The organism is Mycobacteroides chelonae CCUG 47445 (genome assembly GCF_001632805.1).
Classification (GTDB): Bacteria; Actinomycetota; Actinomycetes; order Mycobacteriales; family Mycobacteriaceae; genus Mycobacterium; species Mycobacterium chelonae.
Genome location: NZ_CP007220.1, coordinates 423,145 through 444,609, shown reverse-complemented (window position 1 = coordinate 444,609; position 21,465 = coordinate 423,145). Strand labels below are relative to the sequence as shown.

Here is a 21,465-nt window from a genome sequence, read left to right as displayed (position 1 = left end):
AAGTACCCGGCAGCGAAGTGATTTACGTCAAGTTCCGGAGAAAGGCGAGGAGCGCAAAATTCACAGGTTCGGGGGCATCCAACGTCACGACATGACCGGCATCGGGAATGACCACCTCGGCGACGCCGTCCGCGATTGCCCACTGCGGCATTGATGTCGCGATGTTTCCGGTGCGATCTTTTGCTCCGCGCATCAGCAGCAGTGGCAACTGTGTGCGGTAATCGCTATCGGGCTCAACGAACTCGGTGGTCACGCGCCATATCCTGAGAAACTCGGCCTTCGATATCGCCGCAAACGCCCGGCGCAGGTAGGCACGCGCGGGCTCGGTAACCGCCGAGGCATCCGCCATGACACCCGGCAAGGATCGTGCCGGTATGAGCCGCAGCAGCGGAGCAGCGAGCCGCAAAGATGACCTTTCGATCCAAGACAATGGACCGGTGTTCCAGGTCGAGTCGAGGACACCCAGCGCCCGATAGCCATTCGGCGCCTGCCTGACAAGACGCTGCGCGATGTTGCCGCCCAAAGAAAGTCCGATGAACACCGGCCGGCTCAGGCCCAGGTGGGCGATCAACGCTTCCACGTCTGATACCAGCACGTCCGCTGTGATGGCGGCCGTATTAGGTCTCGAGACTCCATGTCCGCGCAAGTCGAAGAGCACAACGCGAAATCCGGCCGCCCGGAGGACATCGCGCTGGGATTCGAACATGGCATGGTCTGCGCCCGCTCCATGGATGAACACGACCGGAATGCCCGAACCAGCAATATCGGAGTATCTGAGCACACAACCATCGCGACGAAGACTTCCGTCTAATTCCATATGGGCCCGAACCACGTACTCCGCATGGAGCTGCCCGGGGGAATCGAACCCCCGACCTATTCATTACGAGTGAATTGCTCTACCGACTGAGCTAGGGCAGCACGCCGGGCGAACCCAGCGACCGAGAGTCTACGGCACCCCTGCCACGACGCCCAATCTCATTCCGAGGGACGAAGCGCCTGCCCCGCCGTCGCGACCAGGGCATCGATCGCGAACTTGGGTTTCACATTGACCGCCAGTGCCTCTCGGCACGCTAGAACGGCCTCGATGCATTGCAGAAGCTGTTCGGGGGGCACCCGGTCCACCATCGGCCCGAGCCGGTCGGCCATATCGGGGTGATGCAGCGCCACCCGGCCCTCCTCGGCAGCGCCCACCGACAGCACCAGGGCGTCTCGGAAGTAGGTGGCCAAATCGATGAGCGTGCGGTCCAGGGCATCACGCGATGCCCTGGTCTGACGCGATTTTTGTTTACGCTCCAAGTCCTTCAAGACACCCGCTGCTCCGCGCAGCGCTGTCGCCGCACCCTTGCCGGTGCCGCCGGCCCCCAGCGCCGTCCTCAGCTCTTCCTCTTCGGCCTCGTTGCGGGCGGCCGTCTGTTCCTTCGCCTCGGTGTCGGCGCTGCTCACCAACTCCTCGGCCGCCGCATACGCCCGCGTGGGGGTCGCAGCCTCCCGGGCCAGCCCCAATGCTCGGAGCCGCCGGGCACGGGCCTGCTCATCGGTGGCGAGCCTGCGCGCGCGGCCGACATGACCACCGCTCACCGATGCGGCCCACTGCGCCTGCTCGGGATCGATCCCGTCGCGGTCCGTCAACACCTGTGCGATAGCAGTCACCGAGGGGGTGACGAGCGCCACATGACGGCAGCGCGATCGCAAGGTGATCGAGATGTCCTCCTGGTCCACCGAGGGGGCGCACAGCAAGAACACCGTTCGCGGCGGCGGCTCCTCCACCACCTTCAACAGCACGTTGCCGGCGCCCTCGGTCAACCGGTCGGCGTCCTCGATCAGCACCACCAGCCAACGCCCGGTACTCGGACGGCGCCAGGCCGCCTGCACGATGGCGCGCATCTCGTCCACACCGATCGACAATCCCTCGGGAACGACTCTGCGCACGTCAGCATGGGTCCCGGCCATCGTGGTGGTGCAAGCACGGCACTCCCCACAGCCCGCAGCCCCCTCCGATTCACACTGGAGGGCGGCGGCAAAACACAAAGCGGCCACCGATCGGCCCGACCCCGGCGGTCCGGTGAACAACCACGCGTGGGTCATCCGGCCCACGTCATCCCCACGCGCGGCCAATGCCGCAGAGGAGAGCGTGGAAACCACCGCTCCCTGATCCACCAGGCGACCGAAAACCCCGCTCATCGCCACCAACCCTAGCTGCCGGATCCGACTCCCCGAACAAGCCGCATAGGCGTGTGAAACGCCGCCGTCACCGCCGACAGCTACGGTTAACGAGTGACTGGCGCGGAAGGAAGGGCAGACCAGCGCCCACTCGCACGCGCAGCCCGGTATTCACGATGGGTCATGCGCACCCCATGGCCTCTTTTCATCATGGGTATCGCACAGTCGAACCTGGTCGGGGCCCTGTTCGTCTTGGGCTTCCTGCGCTTCGGCCTACCGCCGAGCGACAGGGTGGAACTGTCAGAGCTCGGCACTGCACGGCTCATCATCCTCGGCGTCTCGCTGTTCATCCTGTTCATTGCCGGCGCCATCGTCAGCACCTACCTGCTGTTACCGGTGCTGCGCTGGCAGTACAGCTCCCCAGACTTCGAATCCGAAGGATCGGAGTCTGTGCGCGTCCGTGCCCTGCAGATGCCCTTCTACCGCACGGTCATCAGCGTCGCGACCTGGCTCGTGGGTGGTGCGATCTTCGTCGCCGTCACCTGGTCATCCACCCATAGCTCGGTACTGGTCGCGGCATTCGCGACCGTGCTGGGCGCCACTACCACCAGCATCATCGGCTACCTGCAGTCCGAGCGCGTCCTGCGCCCGGTAGCCATTCAGGCACTGCGCCGTGGCGTGCCGGAAAATGTCACCGCGCCAGGGGTTATCGTCCGCCAGATACTCACCTGGGCATTGAGCACCGGTGTACCGATCCTGGCGATCGTGCTCACCGTCGTGGGCCAACGCGCGGGATATCTGAAGTCCAATGCCGACAACCTCACCGGGTCCATCCTGATCCTGGCGATCATCGCGCTGGCGATCGGTCTGATGGGCACGCTGCTAGTCGCCACCTCGATCGCCGACCCACTGCGCCAATTACGTTGGGCGCTCAGCGAGGTACAGCGCGGCAACTACAACGCCCACGTGCCCATTTATGACGCGAGCGAGCTCGGACTGCTGCAGGCCGGGTTTAACGACATGGTGCGTGATCTCGGTGAACGGCAACGCCTGCGCGACCTCTTCGGCCGCTACGTCGGTGAGGATGTCGCACGTCGGGCACTCGAGTACGGCACCGAACTCGGTGGTCAAGAGCGCAGTGTCGCTGTGCTTTTCGTCGACCTGGTGGGATCTACCCAGTTGGCGTCGACACGCGGGCCTGCGGTGGTCGTGAGGGTCCTCAACGAGTTCTTCCGGGTCATCGTCGACACCGTCAACAAGCACGGTGGCTTCGTCAACAAATTCCAGGGTGACGCGGCGCTGGCCATCTTCGGTGCACCCATCGACCACCCCGATGGTGCCGCAGCAGCGCTGGCTGCCGCCCGCGAGCTGGCCCATGAACTCACCAACGTGTTGGGCTCCAACGACTTTGGAATCGGGGTCTCGGCGGGACGCGCTATCGCCGGACACATCGGGGCACAAGCGCGTTTCGAGTACACCGTCATCGGCGATCCCGTGAACGAGGCAGCCCGGTTGACCGAGCTGGCCAAGAACGAACCCGGAAACGTGCTGGCGTCCGCCTCCGCGGTCATGGAGGCACGCGATCAAGAGGCCCTGCGCTGGGATGTCGGTGAGACCGTCGAACTGCGCGGCCGCAACGTGTCCACTCAGGTGGCACGTCCGCGCCGCGTCTAGGTCGCCTTCTTGGCGGCCTTCTTCGCCGCGGCCTTCTTGGCGGGAGCCTTCTTTGCCGCCTTAGCCGGCGCCTTCTTGACGCGCTTCACGGGACCCCGCGCACGACGGTCGGCAAGCAACTCCGAGGCGCGCTCATCGGTGATCGACAGCACGTCATCGCCCTTACGCAGGCTGGCGTTGGTCTCCCCGTCGGTGACATACGGGCCGAAGCGCCCGTCCTTGATCACCATCGGTTTGCCGGTCGCCGAATCCGCACCGAGCTCACGCAGCGGAGCTGCCGAAGCCGCCTGACCGCCACGACGTTTCGGCTCGGAGTAGATCTTCAGCGCCTCGTCGAGGGTGATGGTGAACATCTGATCCTCGGTGGCAAGTGATCGAGAATCGGTGCCGCGCTTGAGGTATGGGCCGTACCGCCCGTTCTGGGCGGTAATCTCCTCGCCGTTGGCGGGATCAACACCGACCACGCGCGGCAAGGACAGCAGCTTGAGCGCGTCCTCGAGCGTCACCGTCTCCAACGTCATGGACTTCAGCAGCGAGCCAGTACGCGGCTTGGGCCCCTCCACCTTCTTGGCGCCCCGCTTAGGCTTTGCGTCCGCCTCGGCGGCGTCCAGCTGCTCCGGCGGTGCGGGCAGCACCTCGGTGACGTAGGGACCGAAACGTCCATCCTTGGCGACGATTTCGTGCCCGGACTCCGGGTCAACACCCAGCGTCCGACCCTCCTGTGGAATCGCGAACAGCTGCTCTGCCATCTCGACGGTCAGTTCGTCGGGGGTGACGCCGTCCTTGACGTTGGCGCGCTGCGGAGTCGGTTCCCCGTCGTCGCCGGTGATCATCCGCTCCAGGTACGGGCCGTTCTTTCCAACCCGCACATAGATGGGGCGGCCCTGGTCATCGTCGAACAGCTTGATCGAGTTGACCTCGCGGGCGTCGATCTCCTCGAGGTTCACACCCACCAGGCGTTTGAGTCCGCCGGCGCGGGCCACCGAACCTTCGACACCGTGCTCGCCACCAAAATAGAAGGCGTTCAACCAGTTTGTGCGCCGTTCATTACCGGAGGCGATCTCGTCGAGGTCATCCTCCATCGCCGCGGTGAAGTCGTAGTCGACAAGTCGGCCGAAGTGTTGCTCCAGCAGACCGATCACCGCGAACGCGGTCCATGAGGGCACCAGCGCGCTGCCACGCTTGTGCACGTAGCCGCGGTCCTGGATGGTCCGGATGATCGACGAGTAGGTCGACGGACGCCCAATCCCCAACTCTTCCAACGCCTTGATGAGCGAGGCCTCAGTGTAGCGAGCGGGCGGATTGGTGGTGTGTCCGTCCGCGGACAGCTCGGCGACCGTGACGGTCTGGCCCTGCTTGAGCTGCGGGAGACGACGTTCCTCGTCGTCTGCCTCGCCACCGGCCAGCTCATCCACGGTCTCGACGTACGCCGACAAGAAGCCGGGGAACGTGATGGTGCGGCCACTGGCTGTGAACACCACCTGCTCGCCGGAAGTGGCGGTGCCGGCCAGTCGCAGGCTCAACGTGGTCCCGCGTGCATCGGCCATCTGCGAAGCAACGGTGCGTTGCCAGATCAGCTCGTACAGACGGAATTCGTCATTGTCGATCAGTGAATGCAATTGTCCCGGAGTTTTGAAAGTCTCGCCTGCGGGACGAATAGCCTCGTGCGCTTCCTGCGCATTTTTCACCTTGCGTGTGTATTGCCGTGGCGACGGGTGCACATATTCGCTTCCGTACAACTCCGCGGCTTGGCTACGCGCGGCAGTCAATGCCGATTCGGACAGCGTCGTGGAATCGGTACGCATATAAGTGATGTAGCCGTTTTCATACAGCCGCTGCGCAATGCTCATGGTGCGCTCGGAGGAGAACCGCAGCTTGCGCCCGGCTTCCTGCTGCAGCGTCGATGTCATGAACGGCGGGTACGGCTTACGGGTGTACGGCTTTTCCTCGGCGGAGGCAACCGTCAGGGTGGCCTGAGCCAGTCCGGCGACCAGCGCGTTGGCCCGCACCTCGTCGAGAACCAGCACATCGTCAGCCTTCTTGACCTGACCCAGCGAGTCGAAGTCGCGACCGGAAGCCACGCGCAGCGCGTCAACGCTCAGCAGGCGGGCGTTGAAACGCGGAGGCTTGGCCTCGCTGCCGGCGTCCAGTTCGGCACCCAGATCCCAGTACCCGGCGCTGCGGAACGCCATGCGGTCGCGTTCGCGCTGGACGATGATCCGGGTCGCCACCGACTGCACGCGCCCGGCGGACAGGTTCCGTCCGACCTTCTTCCACAGCACGGGGCTGACCTCGTAGCCGTAGAGCCGGTCCAGGATGCGGCGGGTCTCCTGTGCGTCGACGAGGTTGTTGTCGAGGTCACGGGGGTCCTGAGCGGCCGCAAGGATGGCTTGCTCGGTGATCTCGTGGAAGACCATGCGTCTGACGGGCACCTTGGGCTTGAGAGTCTCCAGCAGGTGCCAGGCGATGGCCTCACCCTCGCGGTCACCGTCCGTTGCGAGATAAAGCTCGTCAACGTCCTTCAGCAGGCCCTTGAGTTCGGTGACGGTGCCCTTCTTATCGGGGCTGACGATGTAGAGCGGCTCGAAGTCTTCGTCGACGTTCACCCCGAGTCGAGCCCAGGGTTCGGACTTGTACTTGGCCGGAACGTCGGCAGCGGCACGGGGCAGGTCCCGGATGTGGCCACGCGAGGACTCGACGACGTATCCGTCGCCGAGGTAGCCAGCGATCTTGCGGGCCTTCGTCGGTGATTCGACGATGACGAGCCGTCGCACTGCTTCGTCTCCTTACCTGCGCATTCAGCCGCATATGTACGGTGTAGGGGCGGTCCACCGTGGTCACAAGATGACACCCCCGCGCCAATTGCGCAAACCTAGCCTTTCATATCGGCTTCGGTATTCCCGATGTCAGGGTGGCTAAAAGTGTGTCCGTGTCGCCGTTAAACCGCTGATAAAACCCGGTTATACCCTCGGCCAAACACGAAATGCATCGGTATCGCCGGGTGGTTCCCCGATGTTTTCGAGCAGCCGCCCCAGTCGGCGTCGCCCACTGATTCGTAACGCGGGATTGGCGCCACGTGTTCCGATCAAGGTTGGGGCAATGCCCACGCGCATCAGCGCGGCCGCCAGCGTCGAATGGGTATCGGGGGCGTGCGGGTCCAGTCCGAGGAGGTACCGATCGGCTTCCGGTGAGCCCGCCGCGAGCACCCAGGCCCGCAATTCACGAGCGCCCGGTAACCATTGCGCTGGGACGGTTTTCACCGCGCCCCGAGTCCACTCACGCGCGATCGGGAGCACCGCGGGATCGATGGCGGTACGCACCAGCGGATGGTTCTCGTCGGTGTGACCGACCTCGGCCTGTAGACCGGTTTCGGTGATCATCTCGGCCAGCGCCAGCGCACGCCACGGCTGGTCCACGACCACCGAGATCCGGGCGCCCGCGCCACTGACCACAACCTGGCCCGGTCCGGCCAGCAGCCCCGCCAGATCGGAGACCTCGGGAGGCACCGATTCGGCGGAAAAGAAGGACAGCTGGCTCACAGTCACAGACAGTACTTTCTCCGCGCGCCAGTGGGCTCTACCCGCGCGCGCGGAGATTCTTGGAACGAGAAACGCCCCCGGCCATGGCCAGGGGCGTTCCTTCGACGGATGTGGGTCAGACGGCGCGGACGCCGGTAGCCTGCGGGCCCTTGGGGCTCTGGCCTACCTCGAACTCAACCTTCTGGTTCTCTTCCAGGGTACGGAATCCGTTGCCCTGAATCTCCGTGTAGTGGACGAAGACGTCGGCGGAGCCGTCCTCGGGAGCAATGAACCCGAAGCCCTTTTCCGCGTTGAACCACTTCACAGTTCCCTGTGGCATTTCTTGATTTTCCTTCTCTTACACCGGGTGCGACGCGCCGTTCGGTACGTCGGGCCCCGTTCCGACCGCCATACCCCGTGAAGAAGACCCTCGCAGGAACCGCGACCGCAACGTCGATCCTGCGAGTGCAAAACACGAACACAGAAGCTGCGACCGCCCTAAGTAGAGCATGTTTAGGGCGTTGGCGATAGCGGTGAGCCAGATAATTGATAGGAAGTTCGGTGAACAGTGGCGAAACTTCGGCCACCTTTTGGCCTGCCTTACCCTGGCATTATGGCCAGATGCGGTAGCGAACTCGACACCGTTTTGGCACAAGTGTGCAGGTCACGAGGGGTTTTGCGGTGACCGTCGGCTATGGCCGTGAACTGCTGGATCTCATCGTGGCCGGTACGCCCAGCGGCGAAACTCCGGTGCGGCATATTTGCGATATTCCTGCTCGAAATGCCGAGGTCGCGGTGTGGCCGCAGTGGGCACACCGCGACGCGATCACTGCTTTTGCCGCCCAAGGAGTGACCGATCCGTGGTCGCACCAGGTCGCCGCCGCCTCGCTGGCGTTCGCGGGCCGCCATGTGGTGGTAGCCACCGGCACCGCATCCGGGAAGTCGGTGGCCTATCAATTGCCGATTCTGACCGCGCTAGCCGCAGAGCCGCGGGCCCGCGCGCTCTATCTGGCACCCACCAAGGCACTCGGCCACGACCAGTTGCGCTCGATACGCGAATTAATCACTGGGATCGACAGTTTCGATCGGGTGTTGCCCTGCGCGTATGACGGCGACAGCTCCAACGAGTTGCGGCGGTTCGCGCGCGAGAGCTCGCGGTGGATCTTCACCAATCCCGACATGATGCATGTGTCACTGCTGCACAACCACACCCGCTGGTCGGCATTCCTGCGCGGATTGCGCTATCTGGTGGTGGACGAATGTCATTACTATCGTGGAGTTTTCGGGTCAAATGTGGCTCTCGTGCTGCAGCGACTGCTGCGCTTGTGCGCACGCTATGGTTCGCATCCAACAGTGGTGTTCGCCAGCGCCACGACCTCTAATCCTGGCGCCGCGGCGCAGGCATTGATCGGTCAGCCGGTCGAGGAAGTCATCGCAGACGGTTCTCCACACGGGATGCGCACGGTGGCGCTATGGGAACCGCCGCTGCTTCCGATCACCGGAGAGAACGGGGCACCGGTGCGACGCCCGGTAAGCACCGAGGCATCCCGACTGCTGGCCGATTTGGTCCAGGAGGGAGCGCGGACGTTGACATTCGTCCGATCTCGGCGCGGCGCGGAGATGACAGCGCTCGGCGCCGCCCATCGGCTCGCGGAGGTCGATCCGGCACTGGTGTCGCAAGTGGCGGCGTACCGGGCGGGCTATCTGCCGGAGGACCGCCGGGCGCTGGAACAGGCGTTGTCGACAGGCACGTTGACCGGCGCGGCGACCACGAACGCTCTTGAGCTGGGCGTCGATATCGCCGGTTTGGACGCCGTTGTGGTGGCTGGTTTTCCGGGCACCGTGGCCTCATTCTGGCAGCAGGCGGGACGCTCCGGGCGCCGGGGACAGGGGTCGTTGGTGGTACTGGTCGCTCGCGACGATCCGCTGGACACCTATCTGGTTCACCATCCGGGCGCGCTGTTGGATAAGCCGATCGAGGCGGTGGTGATCGATCCGACCAATCCACATGTGCTCCGCCCCCATCTACTCTGCGCGGCAACCGAATTACCGTTGACAGAGGACGACGTGCGATCTCTGGACGCCGGGGATGTGGTCGACCAGCTCGTTGACGATGGGCTGCTACGCCGCCGACCCGGCGGATACTTTGCGGCCCCCGGCCTCAATCCGTATGCGGCGGTGGATATCCGTGGATCTATCGGCGGGCAGGTGATGATCCTGGAGGCCGATACCGGGCGAGTGTTGGGAACCGTCGATTCCGGGCGGGCCCCCGCGACGGTGCATCCGGGTGCAGTCTATTTACATTCCGGCGAGACCTATCTGGTCGATTCGCTCGATTTCGGTGATGGAATCGCCTTGGTGCACAACGCCACTCCTGACTATTCGACGTTCGCGCGGTCGACCATCGATATCGCGATCACCGGAGAAGGCGAGCGGATCGATCTGGGTGACGTCCAGATAGGACTGGTGCCGGTGGACGTTACCCACCAGGTGATCGGCTATCTACGCAAGCTGGCGACCGGTGAGATCCTGGACTTCGTCGAACTCGATATGCCCTCCTCAACACTGAGCACCAAGGCGGTGATGTACACCATCACCCCGGAAGCGTTGACGGGCATCGACATCGAGGCACTGGCCACCCCCGGCGCCCTGCACGCGGCCGAGCATGCCGCGATAGGCCTGCTGCCGTTGGTGGCCAGCTGTGATCGTGGCGACATCGGCGGAGTGTCCACCGCTCTGCAAGCCGAAACCGGGCTACCAACGGTGTTCGTGTACGACGGCCACCCGGGTGGTGCGGGTTTTGCCGCCCGGGGATATCAGCAGCTCGCGATCTGGCTGGGTGCCACGGCTGACGCCATCGAGGCGTGTGAATGCGAGGCCGGGTGCCCGTCCTGTGTGCAATCACCCAAGTGTGGCAACGGAAACTCCCCACTGGACAAGGCCGCGGCCGTCAAGGTGCTGCGGTTGGTGTTGTCTCGACTACCCGGCTAGAAGGCGCGGGCGTACTGCTTGGGCACCACCGGGCTCAGCTCGGCGCCCAGCTCCCGGGCTGCGCGCCGTGGCCAGTACGGGTCGCGCAGTAGTTCGCGGCCCAGCAACACCGCGGAGGCATCGCCGGCGGCGAGAATCGATTCGGCCTGGTGTGGCTCGGTGATCATGCCGACCGCGGCTGCGGGAAGCGTTGTTTCGGTCTGGATACGACGGGCGAATCGCACCTGATATCCGTGCCCCGTAGGAATCCGGACATGTGGCACGTTGCCGCCCGTCGACACGTCGATGAGATCCACCCCACGCGCCTGCAGCAGCCTGGCCAGCTCGACGGTCTGGTCGGGCGTCCAGCTGTCTGCCTCCAGCCCGGGCTCCTCGGACACCCAGTCAGTGGCCGACACCCTGACGAAAAGCGGCAGGTGTTCGGGCCAGACCATACGTACCGCCGCGACAGTGTCCAGGGTGAGCTTCACCCGGCCGGCGAAAGACCCGCCTTACTCGTCGGTGCGGGTATTGCTTGCCGGAGAGAGGAATTGGTGCTGAATGTAGCCATGGGCGGCATGCACCTCAAGCACCTGGAAACCCGCCCGCAACGCGCGCTGCGCGGCAACCACGTAGTCATCGATGATCGCGTTGAGATCAGCGGGCGTGGCCGCCACCGGAGGCTCGAAGTCACCATACGGCGCGTTGGTGGGTCCAATTGTCTCCCAGCTCAATGGATCTGAGGGGTTCAGTGAGAGATGCCCGTCCCATGGTGCGACGGTAGACGCCTTACGTCCGGCATGCCCGAGCTGTACCCCGGGAATCGCACCAAACTCCTTGACGGCGCCCACGATGGAGGCCCAGGCCTGCTCTTGGGTGTCGTTCCACAGCCCGGTGTCGTACGGGGAGAGTCGCCCTCGCGCGTTGACGGCGGTTGCCTCGGTGAACACCAGCCCAGCACCACCGACCGCCCGGCTGATCAAGTGAGTGCGGTGCCAATCGTTGGGTGTACCGGTCAAGGGACCGGTGGGGTCGGCCGAGTACTGGCACATCGGCGACATCCAGATCCTGTTGGGAATGGTGATGTCGCGCAGCCGGTACGGCTCGAACAGCAGGCTCATGGTGCGAAGGCTCCTCGCGTCGGGTCGACGGCCAGCCTGGCTGGCCCGGCACAATCCAACGCGGACGGGCGCGGGATGCTTCCCGCGCCCTATTTAGCCTGCCTGTTCGGTTGCCGGTCCCTGCTCGACAGCGGAGAGCGCCTCCCGCACGAAGTCGGCGGACAGCACGACCGCCTCGGCGGTATCGCGCGAGACGGCGATGGCCGGGAAAGCGTGCAGCTGCCACGAGTAGCTGTGCACCTTGGCAACCACGCCTGCGGTGGTGAGCTTCTCGGCGAGCTCGAGAGCATCCGGCTCCAGGAATTCGTCCTGCGCGGTGATGAGCAGCGTGGGCGGAAACGCCTCGACAGGCACCGACATCACGCGCCGCTCGCCAGTGAATTCCACTGGGCCCCTGTCGAATTTGGGCGCCAGCTTGGCGAGCTTACCCTTGGGTAAATACGCGTCATGACGGCTAGTGCTGGATGGATTGGACGCCAAGTCCAGATCTAGCAGCGGCGAATACCCCACATAGGCAACGGGTTTCGGAAGTCCATGGGTGTGCGCATACTCAATGACCTTGCCGCTCAGGTACCCGCCGGCCGAGTCACCGACGATGATCACCCGCGCATAGTCCTGCAGCAGCTCGCGGTAGGCCTGCACCGCATCTGCCACCGAGGTACCCACCCCGGCCACCGGCAGCTGCCGGTAGTCGAGCACGTAGACGGGGATCTGAAGCTGGCGGGCCAACAAGCCGGTGATCTTGCGGTGGGTGGCGGGTCCGCATGCGATGAACGCGCCACCGTGCAGATAGAGGATGGCGGTGTCGGAGTCGCTGGCTTGCGTCCCCGCCGGCACCATCAGATCCGTGGGCCGGTCGGCCAGCGCGATTCGCGTCCGCTGGATGCCGGGTGCATCGGGTCCGCGTTGGGCGCCCTGGTCCAGCCATTTGAGCTGGCGAAGACCGGCGTCGAGGATCGGAAACAGAATCAACAGCGGCTTGACGAACAGCAGCACGAACAGAAACGGCAACCGAGCCTTGAGACCCGACTTGGGGTGCAGGGTGACGACCATTCGCTAACGCTACCGCCAGGGATTGGGCCGTCGCTGGGCGGCCATTAGATCCTGAACGGCATACGCATAGACAGGGGCAACCTTGCTTCGGCGCTCGCCCCGAGTTGCATCGCGCGGGCTTCGTTGCCCGCCCGTGCATGGATGTTGACACCGCTCACACCCCTGGTATGTTTGCACCGTTAACACGACCCTCAAGGGTCGTTCCGAGTGTGAGCATCAGCCCAAGGAGCAGGCGATGAGCAAGAACGCGTGGAAAGACCGCGGTGCCAAGTTGATGAATCTCGCGCATCGAGTGGTGCTCACGGTAAGCGGAAACCGGTTGCTCGCAGAACCCTTCGGCATGCCCGTGGTGGAGTTGCATACGGTCGGACGCAAATCCGGCCAGTCACGGTCTTGCTACCTCACCACCCCGGTCCACGATTCCACTCGCGTAGTGCTGGTCGCATCGAAGGGCGGTGATGACCGCAATCCCGATTGGTACCTCAACCTGCAGGCCCACCCCAACGCCGAACTTGTCATCAACGGACGTCGACACAGCGTGCACGCCCGTACCGCCGACTCCGCGGAAAAATCAGAACTGTGGCCGCAGATCGTGGCGAAATACAGCGGGTACGCCGGCTACCAGAGGCGGACCTCACGCGATATCCCGGTAGTGATCTGCGACTTAGTCGGCTGAAACTACCGCGCGTGATCGGCGGCCGAGAGCGCCGCGCGCACCGCCGCACGCACCCGCTGCTCCACCGCCTCGGCAGGCTGGGTCTCGAATTTTCCGTCGAGGTGCAGGAAGGCAAGTCCATGCACCAACGCCCACATCGCGTTGGCCGCCGCCTCCGGATCTGACGCCGGGAACGTCTTCTCAACGATCGATTGCAGATACTCGCCGATCGCCGCAGCGGCAGCGGTCCGTTCGGGACTGTTCGGATCACAAGGCTCGGCGAACATCACCCGGAAGAGCCCCGGCCGATCCAAAGCAAACTGCACATATGCCACCGCAACGGCGGCAAAATCATCGAGTGTCGAAGGCTCGGCACTGGCCGAGGCGAGCTGAGTCGCCAACTGCTGGTAGCCAATTGCCGCAACTGCGGACACCAGCGCGGTGCGGTCGGCGAAATGTCGATAAGGGGCCGCGGTGGATACCCCGGCGCGACGTGCTGCAGCGCGCAGCGACAGCTCATTGGCCCCGTTCTCCTCGAGGAGTTCCATAGCCGCTCGCAGCAGAGCGCTGGGCAAGTCGCCATGGTGATACGTCTCGGACGTCGTGGCCATACCTCAAACCTAACCAGTGTTGACAGTGCTTACATTCGTACCTACCGTGTTGTCTAGGCATTGTAAGCACTGATTACATTAATGGCCGGGAGGCAATTCGCGTGACAAACAATCTTCGGGCGGACGGGTTGTTCGCACCCCTTCAACTACACAGCGGACGGGTCCTACCGTCCCGGATCGCCAAGGCGGCCATGGAGGAGGGCATGGCCGGTATCGGGCAGGTCCCCGACGATCGCCTGATCAGCCTGTACCGCCGCTGGGGGGCCGGCGGTGCAGGGCTACTGATCACCGGAAACGTCATGGTGCACGCCGAGGCATTGACTGGGCCCGGCGGAATTGTGCTCGACGCCGAAGCCCCGCTGGATCCCTTTGTACGGTGGGCGCACGCGGGAAAGGCCGCCGGCGCGAGCATCTGGATGCAGATCAACCACCCCGGCAGGCAGGTTCACGCGAACATGCCCGGCGTGGCGTGGGGGCCGTCCGATATCGCCGTCGACATCGGCAGCCAGTCCAAGCGATTCGGCCGGCCGGTCGCGATGACCCAAGACCAGATCGAAGACACCATCCTTCGTTTCGTTACCACCGCGCAGCGCGCAGCGCAGGCGGGATTCGACGGGGTCGAGGTCCACGCCGCACACGGATATCTACTGTCCCAATTCCTTTCACCGCTGGTGAACACTCGCACCGATACGTGGGGAGGCTCGCTCGAGAACCGCGCACGCCTACTGGTCGAGATAGTCCGAACGATCCGTACCGTGGTGACCGCAGATTTCACTGTCGCCGTCAAACTGAATTCTGCAGACTTCCAACGCGGTGGCTTCGACGCCGACGACGCACGCAAGGTCATCGCCCTGCTCGAACCAGTCGGTGCGGACCTGATCGAAGTTTCCGGCGGAAGTTACGAAAGTCCAGCCATGACAGGCCGTCCCGCCGATGATCGCACGGCCGCGAGGGAGGCCTACTTTCTGGATCTCGCCGCAGAACTGGCCAAGACCAGCGCCCTGCCGTTGATGTTGACCGGCGGGATCTCTCGGCGCGCAACCGCCGATCAGGTACTGGCCAAGAACGTAGCGATGGTGGGACTGGGCACCGCGCTCGCGGTGACCCCGGACCTTGCGCACCGCTGGCGCGACGGACAGGGAGCCACCGACTCGCTGCGTCCCGTGGCATGGAAAAACAAGCAGCTGGCATCCGCGGCGAGCATGGCCATAGTCCGCTACCAGCTGCGCCGGATGGCCAAGGGGGGAAACCCGGCCCCTCGAGTGCGCCCTACCTGGGCACTGGTAACGGATCAGCTAGCCCAGCGTCGGGCATTGCGCAATTACTCACACTGGTTGGCATCGCGGCAAAAACCCGTAACCTCGGTGGGTGCCTGAGACCAAGGGTCGACGTCAAGACCGTCGCACCGCCGTAACGACTGCGGCAATCCTCGACGCGGCCGAAGCACTTTTCGTGGAGCGCGGGTTCCATGCGGTCACCATGGACGCCATCGCCGATACCGCCGATCTCGCGGTTGGTTCGATCTATCACCACTTCAAGAACAAAGAGCGTCTCTATCTCGCACTCGTCGAGCGCGCCTTGCTGGTCAATGAGGAGGCGATGGCAAAGGCCTTCGGCGAGGGGCGCACGCCGATGGAGGAGCTGCGCGCTGCCAGTGATGCCTACTGCGATTTCCATCTGCAGAACCCCGGGTACTTCCGCATGATCGCCCTGCGCACTCTCGACGTTCCCCCCGGAGATATGGCCGACGAAGTCGAACGCCGGATCGCCGACAAGGTCGAGTCGCTGGTCGGCGATATCGCTGATGTGCTCCGCCGCGCCGACGCCGCAGGTGAGCTGTACTGCACAGATCCGGTCCGGACGTCCCTCTTTCTGTGGGGCGCATGGAATGGCGTGTTATCGCTCAATTTGCGTCCTGACCGGCTGCGCCTCGAGCCTGCCGAGATGCAACGCGTCTTGGCCTTGGGACGCGAAATCATCGAGCGTGGCCTCGTCCGCAACAAAGTCTTGTAGGAGCGTTCGGTTTTGTAGTAGCGTTCGGTTATGGTGCTGGCGGCGGCGATCCAACTCGAAGCAGTTATCGGCGATGTCGCCGCGAACCTGGACAGGTGCTCCACGCTCGCCGATAAGGCCGGCCAATCCGGCGCGCGCATCATCGCGTTGCCCGAGTTCTTTACCAGCGGGATCGCCTTCGACCCCTCCTTGAAAAATGCCACCCTGCCCTTCTCGGGCGAGGCCACCGAACTGCTGCGCTCAGTGGCCCGTCGCTACGACGCGCTCGTCGGCGGCTCGTTCCTGTGCCGGGACGAGGACGGGCACGTCCGCAACGCCTACGTCGCGGCGGACGCGACGGGAGTGGTCGGGCGCCACGACAAAGACCTGCCGACCATGTGGGAGAACTCCTTCTACGTCGGCGGCCGGGACGACGGGGTGTTCCGCGCGGGCGCGTATGACGTTGGGGCTGCCGTGTGTTGGGAGCTGATGCGCACCCGCACTGCACAACGTATGCGTTCACGGGTCGACCTGGTGATGACCGGTTCTGGCTGGTGGTCCGTACCTCCATGGCACCCACGCTCGACATTCGAGGGGATGGAACGCCGCAACCACGAGACAGCCCGGGCCGCGGCGGGCACCTTCGCCAAATACGTTGGAGCACCGGTTGTTCACGCTGCACACGTCGGCGATTTGCGCTGCGCTATGCCTTGGATTCCCCTCGAGTACCGGGGGCATTTTGAGGGTTCCACACTAATCACCGATGGTGCCGGGCATGTCATCGCCGAACGTCGCCCCGAACAGGGACAGGGCATTCTCCTCGGCGAGATCGACCTCGGACGCCAGGCACCCACGACTGAGATTCCCGACCGCTTCTGGCTGCATCCCCGCGGCGCACTCCCCACCGCCGCATGGCATTACCAACGGTGGCATGGCCGGCGGTGGTATCGCAGAAACATGGTCAGCGCATGAACCTCGTCGTCCGCATCGGCCTACTCGAGCTGGCATTCGGGGCAATGATGGGGTGGGCGGTGGCCGCCAACTTCCTTGCCCCGCAACTGCTCAAGCGCATCGGTGTAACGAACGGCCGCAGGTTTCTCCAGGCCCATCTGGACTACATCATGATGGGAATACTCCTGATCGCGGTGGGGCTCGCCGTGCCGGGAATGCCCGGCTGGCTGGCCGCCGTCGTAGTCTTTGGCGCGCTGCTGAACCCAACCCTGTTTCTGCCGATGGCATTCAAGGAGAATGTTACGTCCACCGCGGTTTTCAAGGCTGTCACGTTCACCTCATTCGTCGCGACCAGTGGCGGTCTGGCTTTGGTTGCAGTTCAATAGGATTGACAACCGCAGCCCGCGCTAGGCCGGCTTCGTGGCCTTGATCGTGTATGTCAGGGGCATAACACCCGATCGCTCGCTCAGCGCCCATTCACCTCCGGGCCGCGGCGCCATGTGGCCGGGAAGTGCCTCCCAGGGAACACTGTCGTGCTCGATGAGGAGATCGAGGCGCAGACCGCTGGCGATCAGAGCCGTCACGATCTCGCCGAGAGAGTGGTTCCATTCGTAGGTCGTTGAAGCCTGAATGACCTTGTCCGTCGGGACGTATGTTTGACCGTCGTCCCATTCCAACGGTTCGTCGTGCTCGAAGTACGGGTACCGCAGACATAACTCGGCACCCACGGAATCATCTATCGACCACAAGATCGGATGTCCTTCGCGGATGACTAGAGCCCCACCGGGAGCAAGGAGCGCCGAGACCACCTCCGACCATGCGTCAACGCGCGGGAGCCAGCACAGCGCCCCAATTCCGGTGTAGACAAGGTCGAAGCTATTGCACGGCAGCACTTTTGCTGCATCATGAACGTCTGCCTCTACGAAGGTCACGACATCACCCGTCTCGGCAGCCAGTGTCCGAGCCTCCCGGATAGCGTCCTGTGAAAAATCCAGGCCAGTCGCTACGGCGCCCAGACGGGCCAACGAGATCGTGTCCGTACCAATATGGCACTGCAGGTGCACGGCGTTCTTGCCTGCGATGTCACCGAGCACCGGCAGATCGAAACTGACGACATCCGAGAGCAACGCGCCGTTGTCGACGAAGTTCTGCACTTGATATCCCGAGCCATCGCGTGCCGCGTGAATTGCGGCCCGCTCGTTCCAGTTGGCTCGATTTGCACCCAACCAACCAGCTCTGTCACTCATGGTTGCCATCCTATTGGCGCGTACAACCTATTTAGCTGTACGGACAATGATCAGGTCGGCAATCTGTTAAACCGTTGCGGTAGTGGGCTCCTCCGGTTGCGGGCCACGTTCGGGCTCGTCTCTAAACGTGGCGCGTTTCCGGGTGGGGAGTTTCTGCGGCCACCAGAACCAGGGCCCCAGGAGCCTGGCCAACGGCATGACCAGGAACAGCCGGACGATCATCATGTCGAAGATCAGGCCGATGCAGATAGTGGACCCCGCCTGGCCGATGTTGACCACATCGCTGGAGAGCATGGCCAGCATGGTGCCGGCGAGCACGAATGCCGCGGTGACGGCAACGTTGCCCGAGCCTGCGATGGTACGAATCAGACCGGTGCGTATTCCGGCAGAGAGCTCTTCGCGGTATCGGGAGAGCAATAGCAGGTTGTAGTCGCAACCCACCCCCACCAGCACGATGAACGCAATAGGCAGCGTCAGCCAATGCAATTCGATACCGATCAAGGTTTCCCAGATGAATGCCGCCAAGCCAAGGGAGCCCAGGAAAGACAGCACCACAGTGATCAGGACAATCACCGAACCGGCCAGGGTGCGGGTGATCACCATGACGATCAGGAACACCAGACCGAACGTCGCCAACATCATCGTCAAGATGTCGTTCATGGAAAATGCCTGCACATCACGGTAATTCGCGGATGCACCGGCTACCAGCAGATCGACATTGGACAGCGACGTCCCCTTGATCGCCTCGTGGGCGGCGGACTCGGCGCGCTGAATCTGATCAATGCCCTGGGGACTCATCGCTTCGCCCTCGTGGTAGATCAGAATCCGTGCGCCCTTGCCGTCAGGGGTCATCATGAACTTCAACCCTGTCTGAAAGTCCTTAGTTTTGAACGACTCCGGCGGCATGAAGAAGAAGTCGTCATTCTTGGCGTTGTCGAAGGCCTTACCCATATCGACCATCGGGTCGATCATGGGCTCCAGCTGGGCGATGGTGGCGTGGAAGAGGCTTTGCATCGTCAAGGTCAGCTGCTGCATGACGGCCATGTTCTGCACCATGGCATTGAGCTGCGTGATCATCTGCGGAGTGGCCGCATCAACCATGCTCAGCCCGTCTACCATCGGGCCCAGTTGCGAGGTCGCTTCGTCAATGTTGTCGACGGACTCATTCAACGAGCGCATGGCCCAACAGATCGGAATGTCGAAACAGTGAGGCTCCCAATACAAATAGTTACGTATCGGGCGGAAGAAGTCATCGAAGTTGGACAGGTTGTCGCGCGTCTTCTCCATCGCGGCCTTCAGACCCCGGGAAGCCTCCACGGACATCTGCGTACCCGCGGACAGCTGCCCGGTGATGTTCGCCATGTTCTTGCTCAACTCCATCATGTCCCCCATCCGGGCGGCCATGGTGTCGATGTCGGTTACGCGGTCTTTCAGGAACCCCAGATTCTGACCGATCTTGGTTCCCATCGAACCCATCGCATACGGCAGCGAGGCGTGTTCCAGCGGCCGGCCATTCGGCCGGGTAATGCTTTGCACCATCGAAATACCCGGCGTACGAACAATGTTCTTCGCGATCCGGTCCAAACTGATCATGTCGGTGGTGTTGCGCATGTCGTGATCGGCCTTGATGTACAAGGTGTCGATCGAGAGCTGACTCGGCTGGAAGTGCCGGTCCGCGGCGTCGTAGCCGCGAGACGACTCGACACTCTTGGGCGCGTAATCGCGGTCGTTGTAGCTCACCGTGTAGTTGGCCAGGTTCGCGATACACAACGGAATCACCAGCGCTGCAACCGCAATCATCGCGACAGGCCACTTGGCAATCGCCGTGCCCAGCTTGCGCCAGACCGGGCTGGTCTTGGCCGGCTCGGAGAGCCACGGAATCTTGCTACCCAGTGTCAATAGGGCCGGCCCCAGCGTGAGCGCCGCGATAACGGCGACGACCATTGCCACAAAACACGGTGGCCCCAGCGTCCGGAAGTAGTCGAGGGTCGTCAGGCTCAGGCATAGGCACGCACCAGATATGGCAATGCCCGATCCCAGAACAACGTGGGCCACACTGCGCACAGAGGTGTAGTACGCCGACTCCCGGTCCTCCCCCGCGCGCCGCGCCTCCTGAAAACGACCCAGGTAAAAGATCCCGTAATCAGTGGCGACGCCGAGAACCAACGACACGGCCATGTTCATCGCGAAGGACGAGATCCCGATGACGTGGTTTTCGACCAGAAGCGAGACCACACCGCGGGCCGTCGCCAGTGTGATCAACACACCGATCAACGGGATGATCGCCCGAGTGAAGGAGCGGTAGGCGATGAGCAACATCGCGATGATCACCACGATGGTGACGATCGTCAGCGTGACCATGCTCTCGTCGGCGGCATTGAGAGTGTCCGAGGCCAAAGGCGCCGGCCCACTCACATAGACCGTGAGCCCCTCGGGCTTGTCCTTGTCCAGCTTCTCGATGATGCCTCGGATGGCTTTGATCGACCTGTTCGAGTCGGCATCACCCAAATCTCCGGCAGGGCGCACCGTCAGCGTTGCGGCCTGCGCGTCGGCGCTCTGCTGACCCGACCTGGTGACGGGATCGCCCCACAGATTCATGAGCGATTGCACGTGCTCTTTGTCGTCGAGTAGACGGCGAACCATCTCGTCGTAGTAGCGGTGGTCCTGCTCGCCGAGTGTGCGGCCCTGGGTCTCCAGGACAACTACCGCCATGCTGGTGTAGTCGGACTCTTCGAAGTCCTGCCCCTGGGTAATCGCAGCAGCCGACGAGGGGGCGTCACGAGGAATCATCGCCTTGGCGTTGGCCGCGGTCGTTTCTTCCAGGGTGGGCACGAAAATGTTCAGGGCCGCAGCAGCCAGCACCCAAAAGATCACCACTGGAATCGCCAGCACTCGAAGCAATCGCGCAGGCCCCGGGCGCTTCTCGGGTTCCTTCGCCGCTGGCGGCGCGGGCGCTACCAATACCGGACCGGTGGCCGCGTCCTCCGGCGGCTGCTGACTCGACGTCATGCTGCCGTCACCGTGCATGCGACCGCGGCACTGGCATGGTTGACGATCTGTTCCTCGCGGACCTCGCCGTTGACTCGAATGCGGCAGCCCAGCGTGTCCCCGTCCACCTGGGCGACCAGGCTCAGCGACGCGGCCGACGACATCGTGGTTTCAGAGACCGACCACGGCAATGCTGTCAGCACGACGTCGACGGGTTCGCTGTTGAGGTTGGCATAGGACACCTTCCCGCTGGTTCCCAAATTGCCGAACACCTCGTAGGTGACGTTCTTGGGATTGATCTGAACGACCGTGGCCGGAATCGGACGGGTGGTCGGCGGATGGCTAATTGCCTGCGACTTCTCCCGAATCCGATTGACTCCGAAGCCAACGACCACGATGACGATGAGTGCGACCAAAGGCATCCACAACGTGCCGAGAATTCGACCTGCACGGCCCCGCGACTGTTTGTGTCGACTCATGGCTGAGTCCCCCTGGTCTGGACGGGATGGATAGCGGTCACGCGAT

General features: G+C 63.5%; 18 protein-coding genes, 1 tRNA gene and 1 pseudogene. 8 read left to right on the top strand and 12 right to left on the bottom strand.

Annotation, left to right across the window (positions count from 1 at the left end):
- Positions 1-22 precede the first annotated feature (22 nt).
- Complete coding sequence (locus BB28_RS02250; protein ID WP_225422028.1) at positions 23-706, bottom strand: alpha/beta fold hydrolase; 684 nt, start codon at positions 704-706, stop codon at positions 23-25.
- Between BB28_RS02250 and BB28_RS25455 the strand changes: the two genes are divergently transcribed.
- Entirely contained in the window at positions 635-811 is a 177-nt protein-coding gene (locus tag BB28_RS25455) for a hypothetical protein (protein ID WP_225422067.1), read from the top strand. The two genes, BB28_RS02250 and BB28_RS25455, sit on opposite strands and share 72 nt — an antisense overlap.
- Before the next feature lie 31 nt (positions 812-842).
- Here the strand turns inward: BB28_RS25455 and BB28_RS02245 are convergent.
- Positions 843-918, bottom strand: a tRNA-Thr gene (locus BB28_RS02245).
- 57 nt (positions 919-975) lie between these two features.
- Complete coding sequence (locus BB28_RS02240) at positions 976-2,181, bottom strand: DNA polymerase III subunit delta' (protein ID WP_046252355.1); 1,206 nt, start codon at positions 2,179-2,181, stop codon at positions 976-978.
- A 162-nt stretch (positions 2,182-2,343) separates the two neighbouring features.
- Here BB28_RS02240 and BB28_RS02235 point away from each other — a divergent pair, with 162 nt between their 5' ends.
- Positions 2,344-3,834, top strand: a complete 1,491-nt coding sequence (locus BB28_RS02235; RefSeq protein ID WP_046252354.1) for an adenylate/guanylate cyclase domain-containing protein — start codon at positions 2,344-2,346, stop codon at positions 3,832-3,834.
- Here the strand turns inward: BB28_RS02235 and topA are convergent.
- The 3 genes from topA to BB28_RS02220 form a co-directional block, all read right to left on the bottom strand.
- On the bottom strand, positions 3,831-6,608 hold the full coding sequence (gene topA / locus BB28_RS02230) for a type I DNA topoisomerase (protein ID WP_046252353.1): 2,778 nt from the start codon (positions 6,606-6,608) through the stop codon (positions 3,831-3,833). The two genes, BB28_RS02235 and topA, sit on opposite strands and share 4 nt — an antisense overlap.
- Positions 6,609-6,794: 186 nt before the next feature.
- The gene (locus tag BB28_RS02225) at positions 6,795-7,373 is read right to left on the bottom strand and encodes a hypothetical protein (RefSeq protein ID WP_046252352.1); all 579 of its coding nucleotides are present in this window, start codon (positions 7,371-7,373) and stop codon (positions 6,795-6,797) included.
- A gap of 115 nt (positions 7,374-7,488) precedes the next feature.
- Positions 7,489-7,692, bottom strand: coding sequence for a cold-shock protein (locus BB28_RS02220; protein WP_005064941.1), 204 nt, complete (start codon positions 7,690-7,692; stop codon positions 7,489-7,491).
- A gap of 341 nt (positions 7,693-8,033) precedes the next feature.
- Here BB28_RS02220 and BB28_RS02215 point away from each other — a divergent pair, with 341 nt between their 5' ends.
- Entirely contained in the window at positions 8,034-10,343 is a 2,310-nt protein-coding gene (locus BB28_RS02215) for a DEAD/DEAH box helicase (protein ID WP_046252351.1), read from the top strand.
- On the opposite strand, the pseudogene BB28_RS02210 reads toward BB28_RS02215, so the two are convergent.
- Both BB28_RS02210 and BB28_RS02205 read right to left on the bottom strand, forming a co-directional pair.
- Positions 10,340-11,443: pseudogene (locus tag BB28_RS02210) on the bottom strand (NADH:flavin oxidoreductase/NADH oxidase). The gene BB28_RS02215 and the pseudogene BB28_RS02210 overlap by 4 nt on opposite strands.
- A 93-nt stretch (positions 11,444-11,536) precedes the next feature.
- Positions 11,537-12,496 (bottom strand): alpha/beta hydrolase, encoded by a 960-nt coding sequence (locus BB28_RS02205; protein ID WP_046252350.1) that lies wholly within the window; start codon positions 12,494-12,496, stop codon positions 11,537-11,539.
- A 235-nt stretch (positions 12,497-12,731) separates the two neighbouring features.
- Between BB28_RS02205 and BB28_RS02200 the strand changes: the two genes are divergently transcribed.
- The gene (locus tag BB28_RS02200) at positions 12,732-13,172 is read left to right on the top strand and encodes a nitroreductase family deazaflavin-dependent oxidoreductase (protein WP_046252349.1); all 441 of its coding nucleotides are present in this window, start codon (positions 12,732-12,734) and stop codon (positions 13,170-13,172) included.
- A gap of 2 nt (positions 13,173-13,174) precedes the next feature.
- Here BB28_RS02200 and BB28_RS02195 read toward each other — a convergent pair whose 3' ends face one another.
- Positions 13,175-13,762, bottom strand: coding sequence for a TetR/AcrR family transcriptional regulator (locus tag BB28_RS02195; RefSeq protein WP_046252348.1), 588 nt, complete (start codon positions 13,760-13,762; stop codon positions 13,175-13,177).
- A 101-nt stretch (positions 13,763-13,863) separates the two neighbouring features.
- Between BB28_RS02195 and BB28_RS02190 the strand changes: the two genes are divergently transcribed.
- Genes BB28_RS02190 through BB28_RS02175 form a run of 4 tightly spaced genes read left to right on the top strand, consistent with a single transcriptional unit; the run spans position 13,864 to position 17,091 of the window.
- Complete coding sequence (locus BB28_RS02190) at positions 13,864-15,138, top strand: NADH:flavin oxidoreductase/NADH oxidase family protein (RefSeq protein WP_046252347.1); 1,275 nt, start codon at positions 13,864-13,866, stop codon at positions 15,136-15,138.
- A complete protein-coding gene (locus BB28_RS02185; RefSeq protein WP_046252346.1) occupies positions 15,131-15,775 on the top strand; it encodes a TetR/AcrR family transcriptional regulator in 645 nt (214 codons plus the stop codon). Before BB28_RS02190 ends, BB28_RS02185 begins: the two co-directional genes overlap by 8 nt.
- A gap of 30 nt (positions 15,776-15,805) precedes the next feature.
- Positions 15,806-16,726 carry a carbon-nitrogen hydrolase family protein gene (locus tag BB28_RS02180; protein WP_046252345.1) on the top strand — a complete coding sequence of 307 codons (921 nt, stop codon included), beginning with the start codon at positions 15,806-15,808 and terminating at the stop codon, positions 16,724-16,726.
- Positions 16,723-17,091 carry a hypothetical protein gene (locus BB28_RS02175; protein ID WP_046252344.1) on the top strand — a complete coding sequence of 123 codons (369 nt, stop codon included), beginning with the start codon at positions 16,723-16,725 and terminating at the stop codon, positions 17,089-17,091. The genes BB28_RS02180 and BB28_RS02175 overlap by 4 nt, the downstream gene beginning before the upstream one ends.
- A gap of 21 nt (positions 17,092-17,112) precedes the next feature.
- Here BB28_RS02175 and BB28_RS02170 read toward each other — a convergent pair whose 3' ends face one another.
- The 3 genes from BB28_RS02170 to BB28_RS02160 all read right to left on the bottom strand — a co-directional run bounded on the left by BB28_RS02170 (position 17,113) and on the right by BB28_RS02160 (position 21,419).
- Positions 17,113-17,952, bottom strand: a complete 840-nt coding sequence (locus BB28_RS02170) for a class I SAM-dependent methyltransferase (protein ID WP_046255459.1) — start codon at positions 17,950-17,952, stop codon at positions 17,113-17,115.
- Between the two features lie 66 nt (positions 17,953-18,018).
- Positions 18,019-20,961, bottom strand: a complete 2,943-nt coding sequence (locus BB28_RS02165) for an MMPL/RND family transporter (protein ID WP_046255458.1) — start codon at positions 20,959-20,961, stop codon at positions 18,019-18,021.
- Positions 20,958-21,419, bottom strand: a complete 462-nt coding sequence (locus BB28_RS02160; protein WP_046252343.1) for an MmpS family transport accessory protein — start codon at positions 21,417-21,419, stop codon at positions 20,958-20,960. The genes BB28_RS02165 and BB28_RS02160 overlap by 4 nt, the downstream gene beginning before the upstream one ends.
- Positions 21,420-21,465: the final 46 nt, after the last annotated feature.

Excerpts from the sequence above, each read along its gene's own strand:
- BB28_RS02170 (WP_046255459.1), bottom strand. The coding sequence starts at position 17,952 with ATGAGTGACAGAGCTGGTTGGTTGGGTGCAAATCGAGCCAACTGGAAC.
- BB28_RS02240 (WP_046252355.1), bottom strand. The coding sequence starts at position 2,181 with ATGAGCGGGGTTTTCGGTCGCCTGGTGGATCAGGGAGCGGTGGTTTCC.
- BB28_RS02165 (WP_046255458.1), bottom strand. The coding sequence starts at position 20,961 with ATGACGTCGAGTCAGCAGCCGCCGGAGGACGCGGCCACCGGTCCGGTA.
- BB28_RS02205 (WP_046252350.1), bottom strand. The coding sequence starts at position 12,496 with ATGGTCGTCACCCTGCACCCCAAGTCGGGTCTCAAGGCTCGGTTGCCG.
- BB28_RS02180 (WP_046252345.1), top strand. The coding sequence starts at position 15,806 with ATGGTGCTGGCGGCGGCGATCCAACTCGAAGCAGTTATCGGCGATGTC.
- BB28_RS02235 (WP_046252354.1), top strand. The coding sequence starts at position 2,344 with ATGCGCACCCCATGGCCTCTTTTCATCATGGGTATCGCACAGTCGAAC.
- BB28_RS02195 (WP_046252348.1), bottom strand. The coding sequence starts at position 13,762 with ATGGCCACGACGTCCGAGACGTATCACCATGGCGACTTGCCCAGCGCT.
- BB28_RS02220 (WP_005064941.1), bottom strand. The coding sequence starts at position 7,692 with ATGCCACAGGGAACTGTGAAGTGGTTCAACGCGGAAAAGGGCTTCGGG.
- BB28_RS02175 (WP_046252344.1), top strand. The coding sequence starts at position 16,723 with ATGAACCTCGTCGTCCGCATCGGCCTACTCGAGCTGGCATTCGGGGCA.
- BB28_RS02250 (WP_225422028.1), bottom strand. The coding sequence starts at position 706 with ATGTTCGAATCCCAGCGCGATGTCCTCCGGGCGGCCGGATTTCGCGTT.
- BB28_RS25455 (WP_225422067.1), top strand. The coding sequence starts at position 635 with ATGTCCGCGCAAGTCGAAGAGCACAACGCGAAATCCGGCCGCCCGGAG.
- BB28_RS02200 (WP_046252349.1), top strand. The coding sequence starts at position 12,732 with ATGAGCAAGAACGCGTGGAAAGACCGCGGTGCCAAGTTGATGAATCTC.
- BB28_RS02160 (WP_046252343.1), bottom strand. The coding sequence starts at position 21,419 with ATGAGTCGACACAAACAGTCGCGGGGCCGTGCAGGTCGAATTCTCGGC.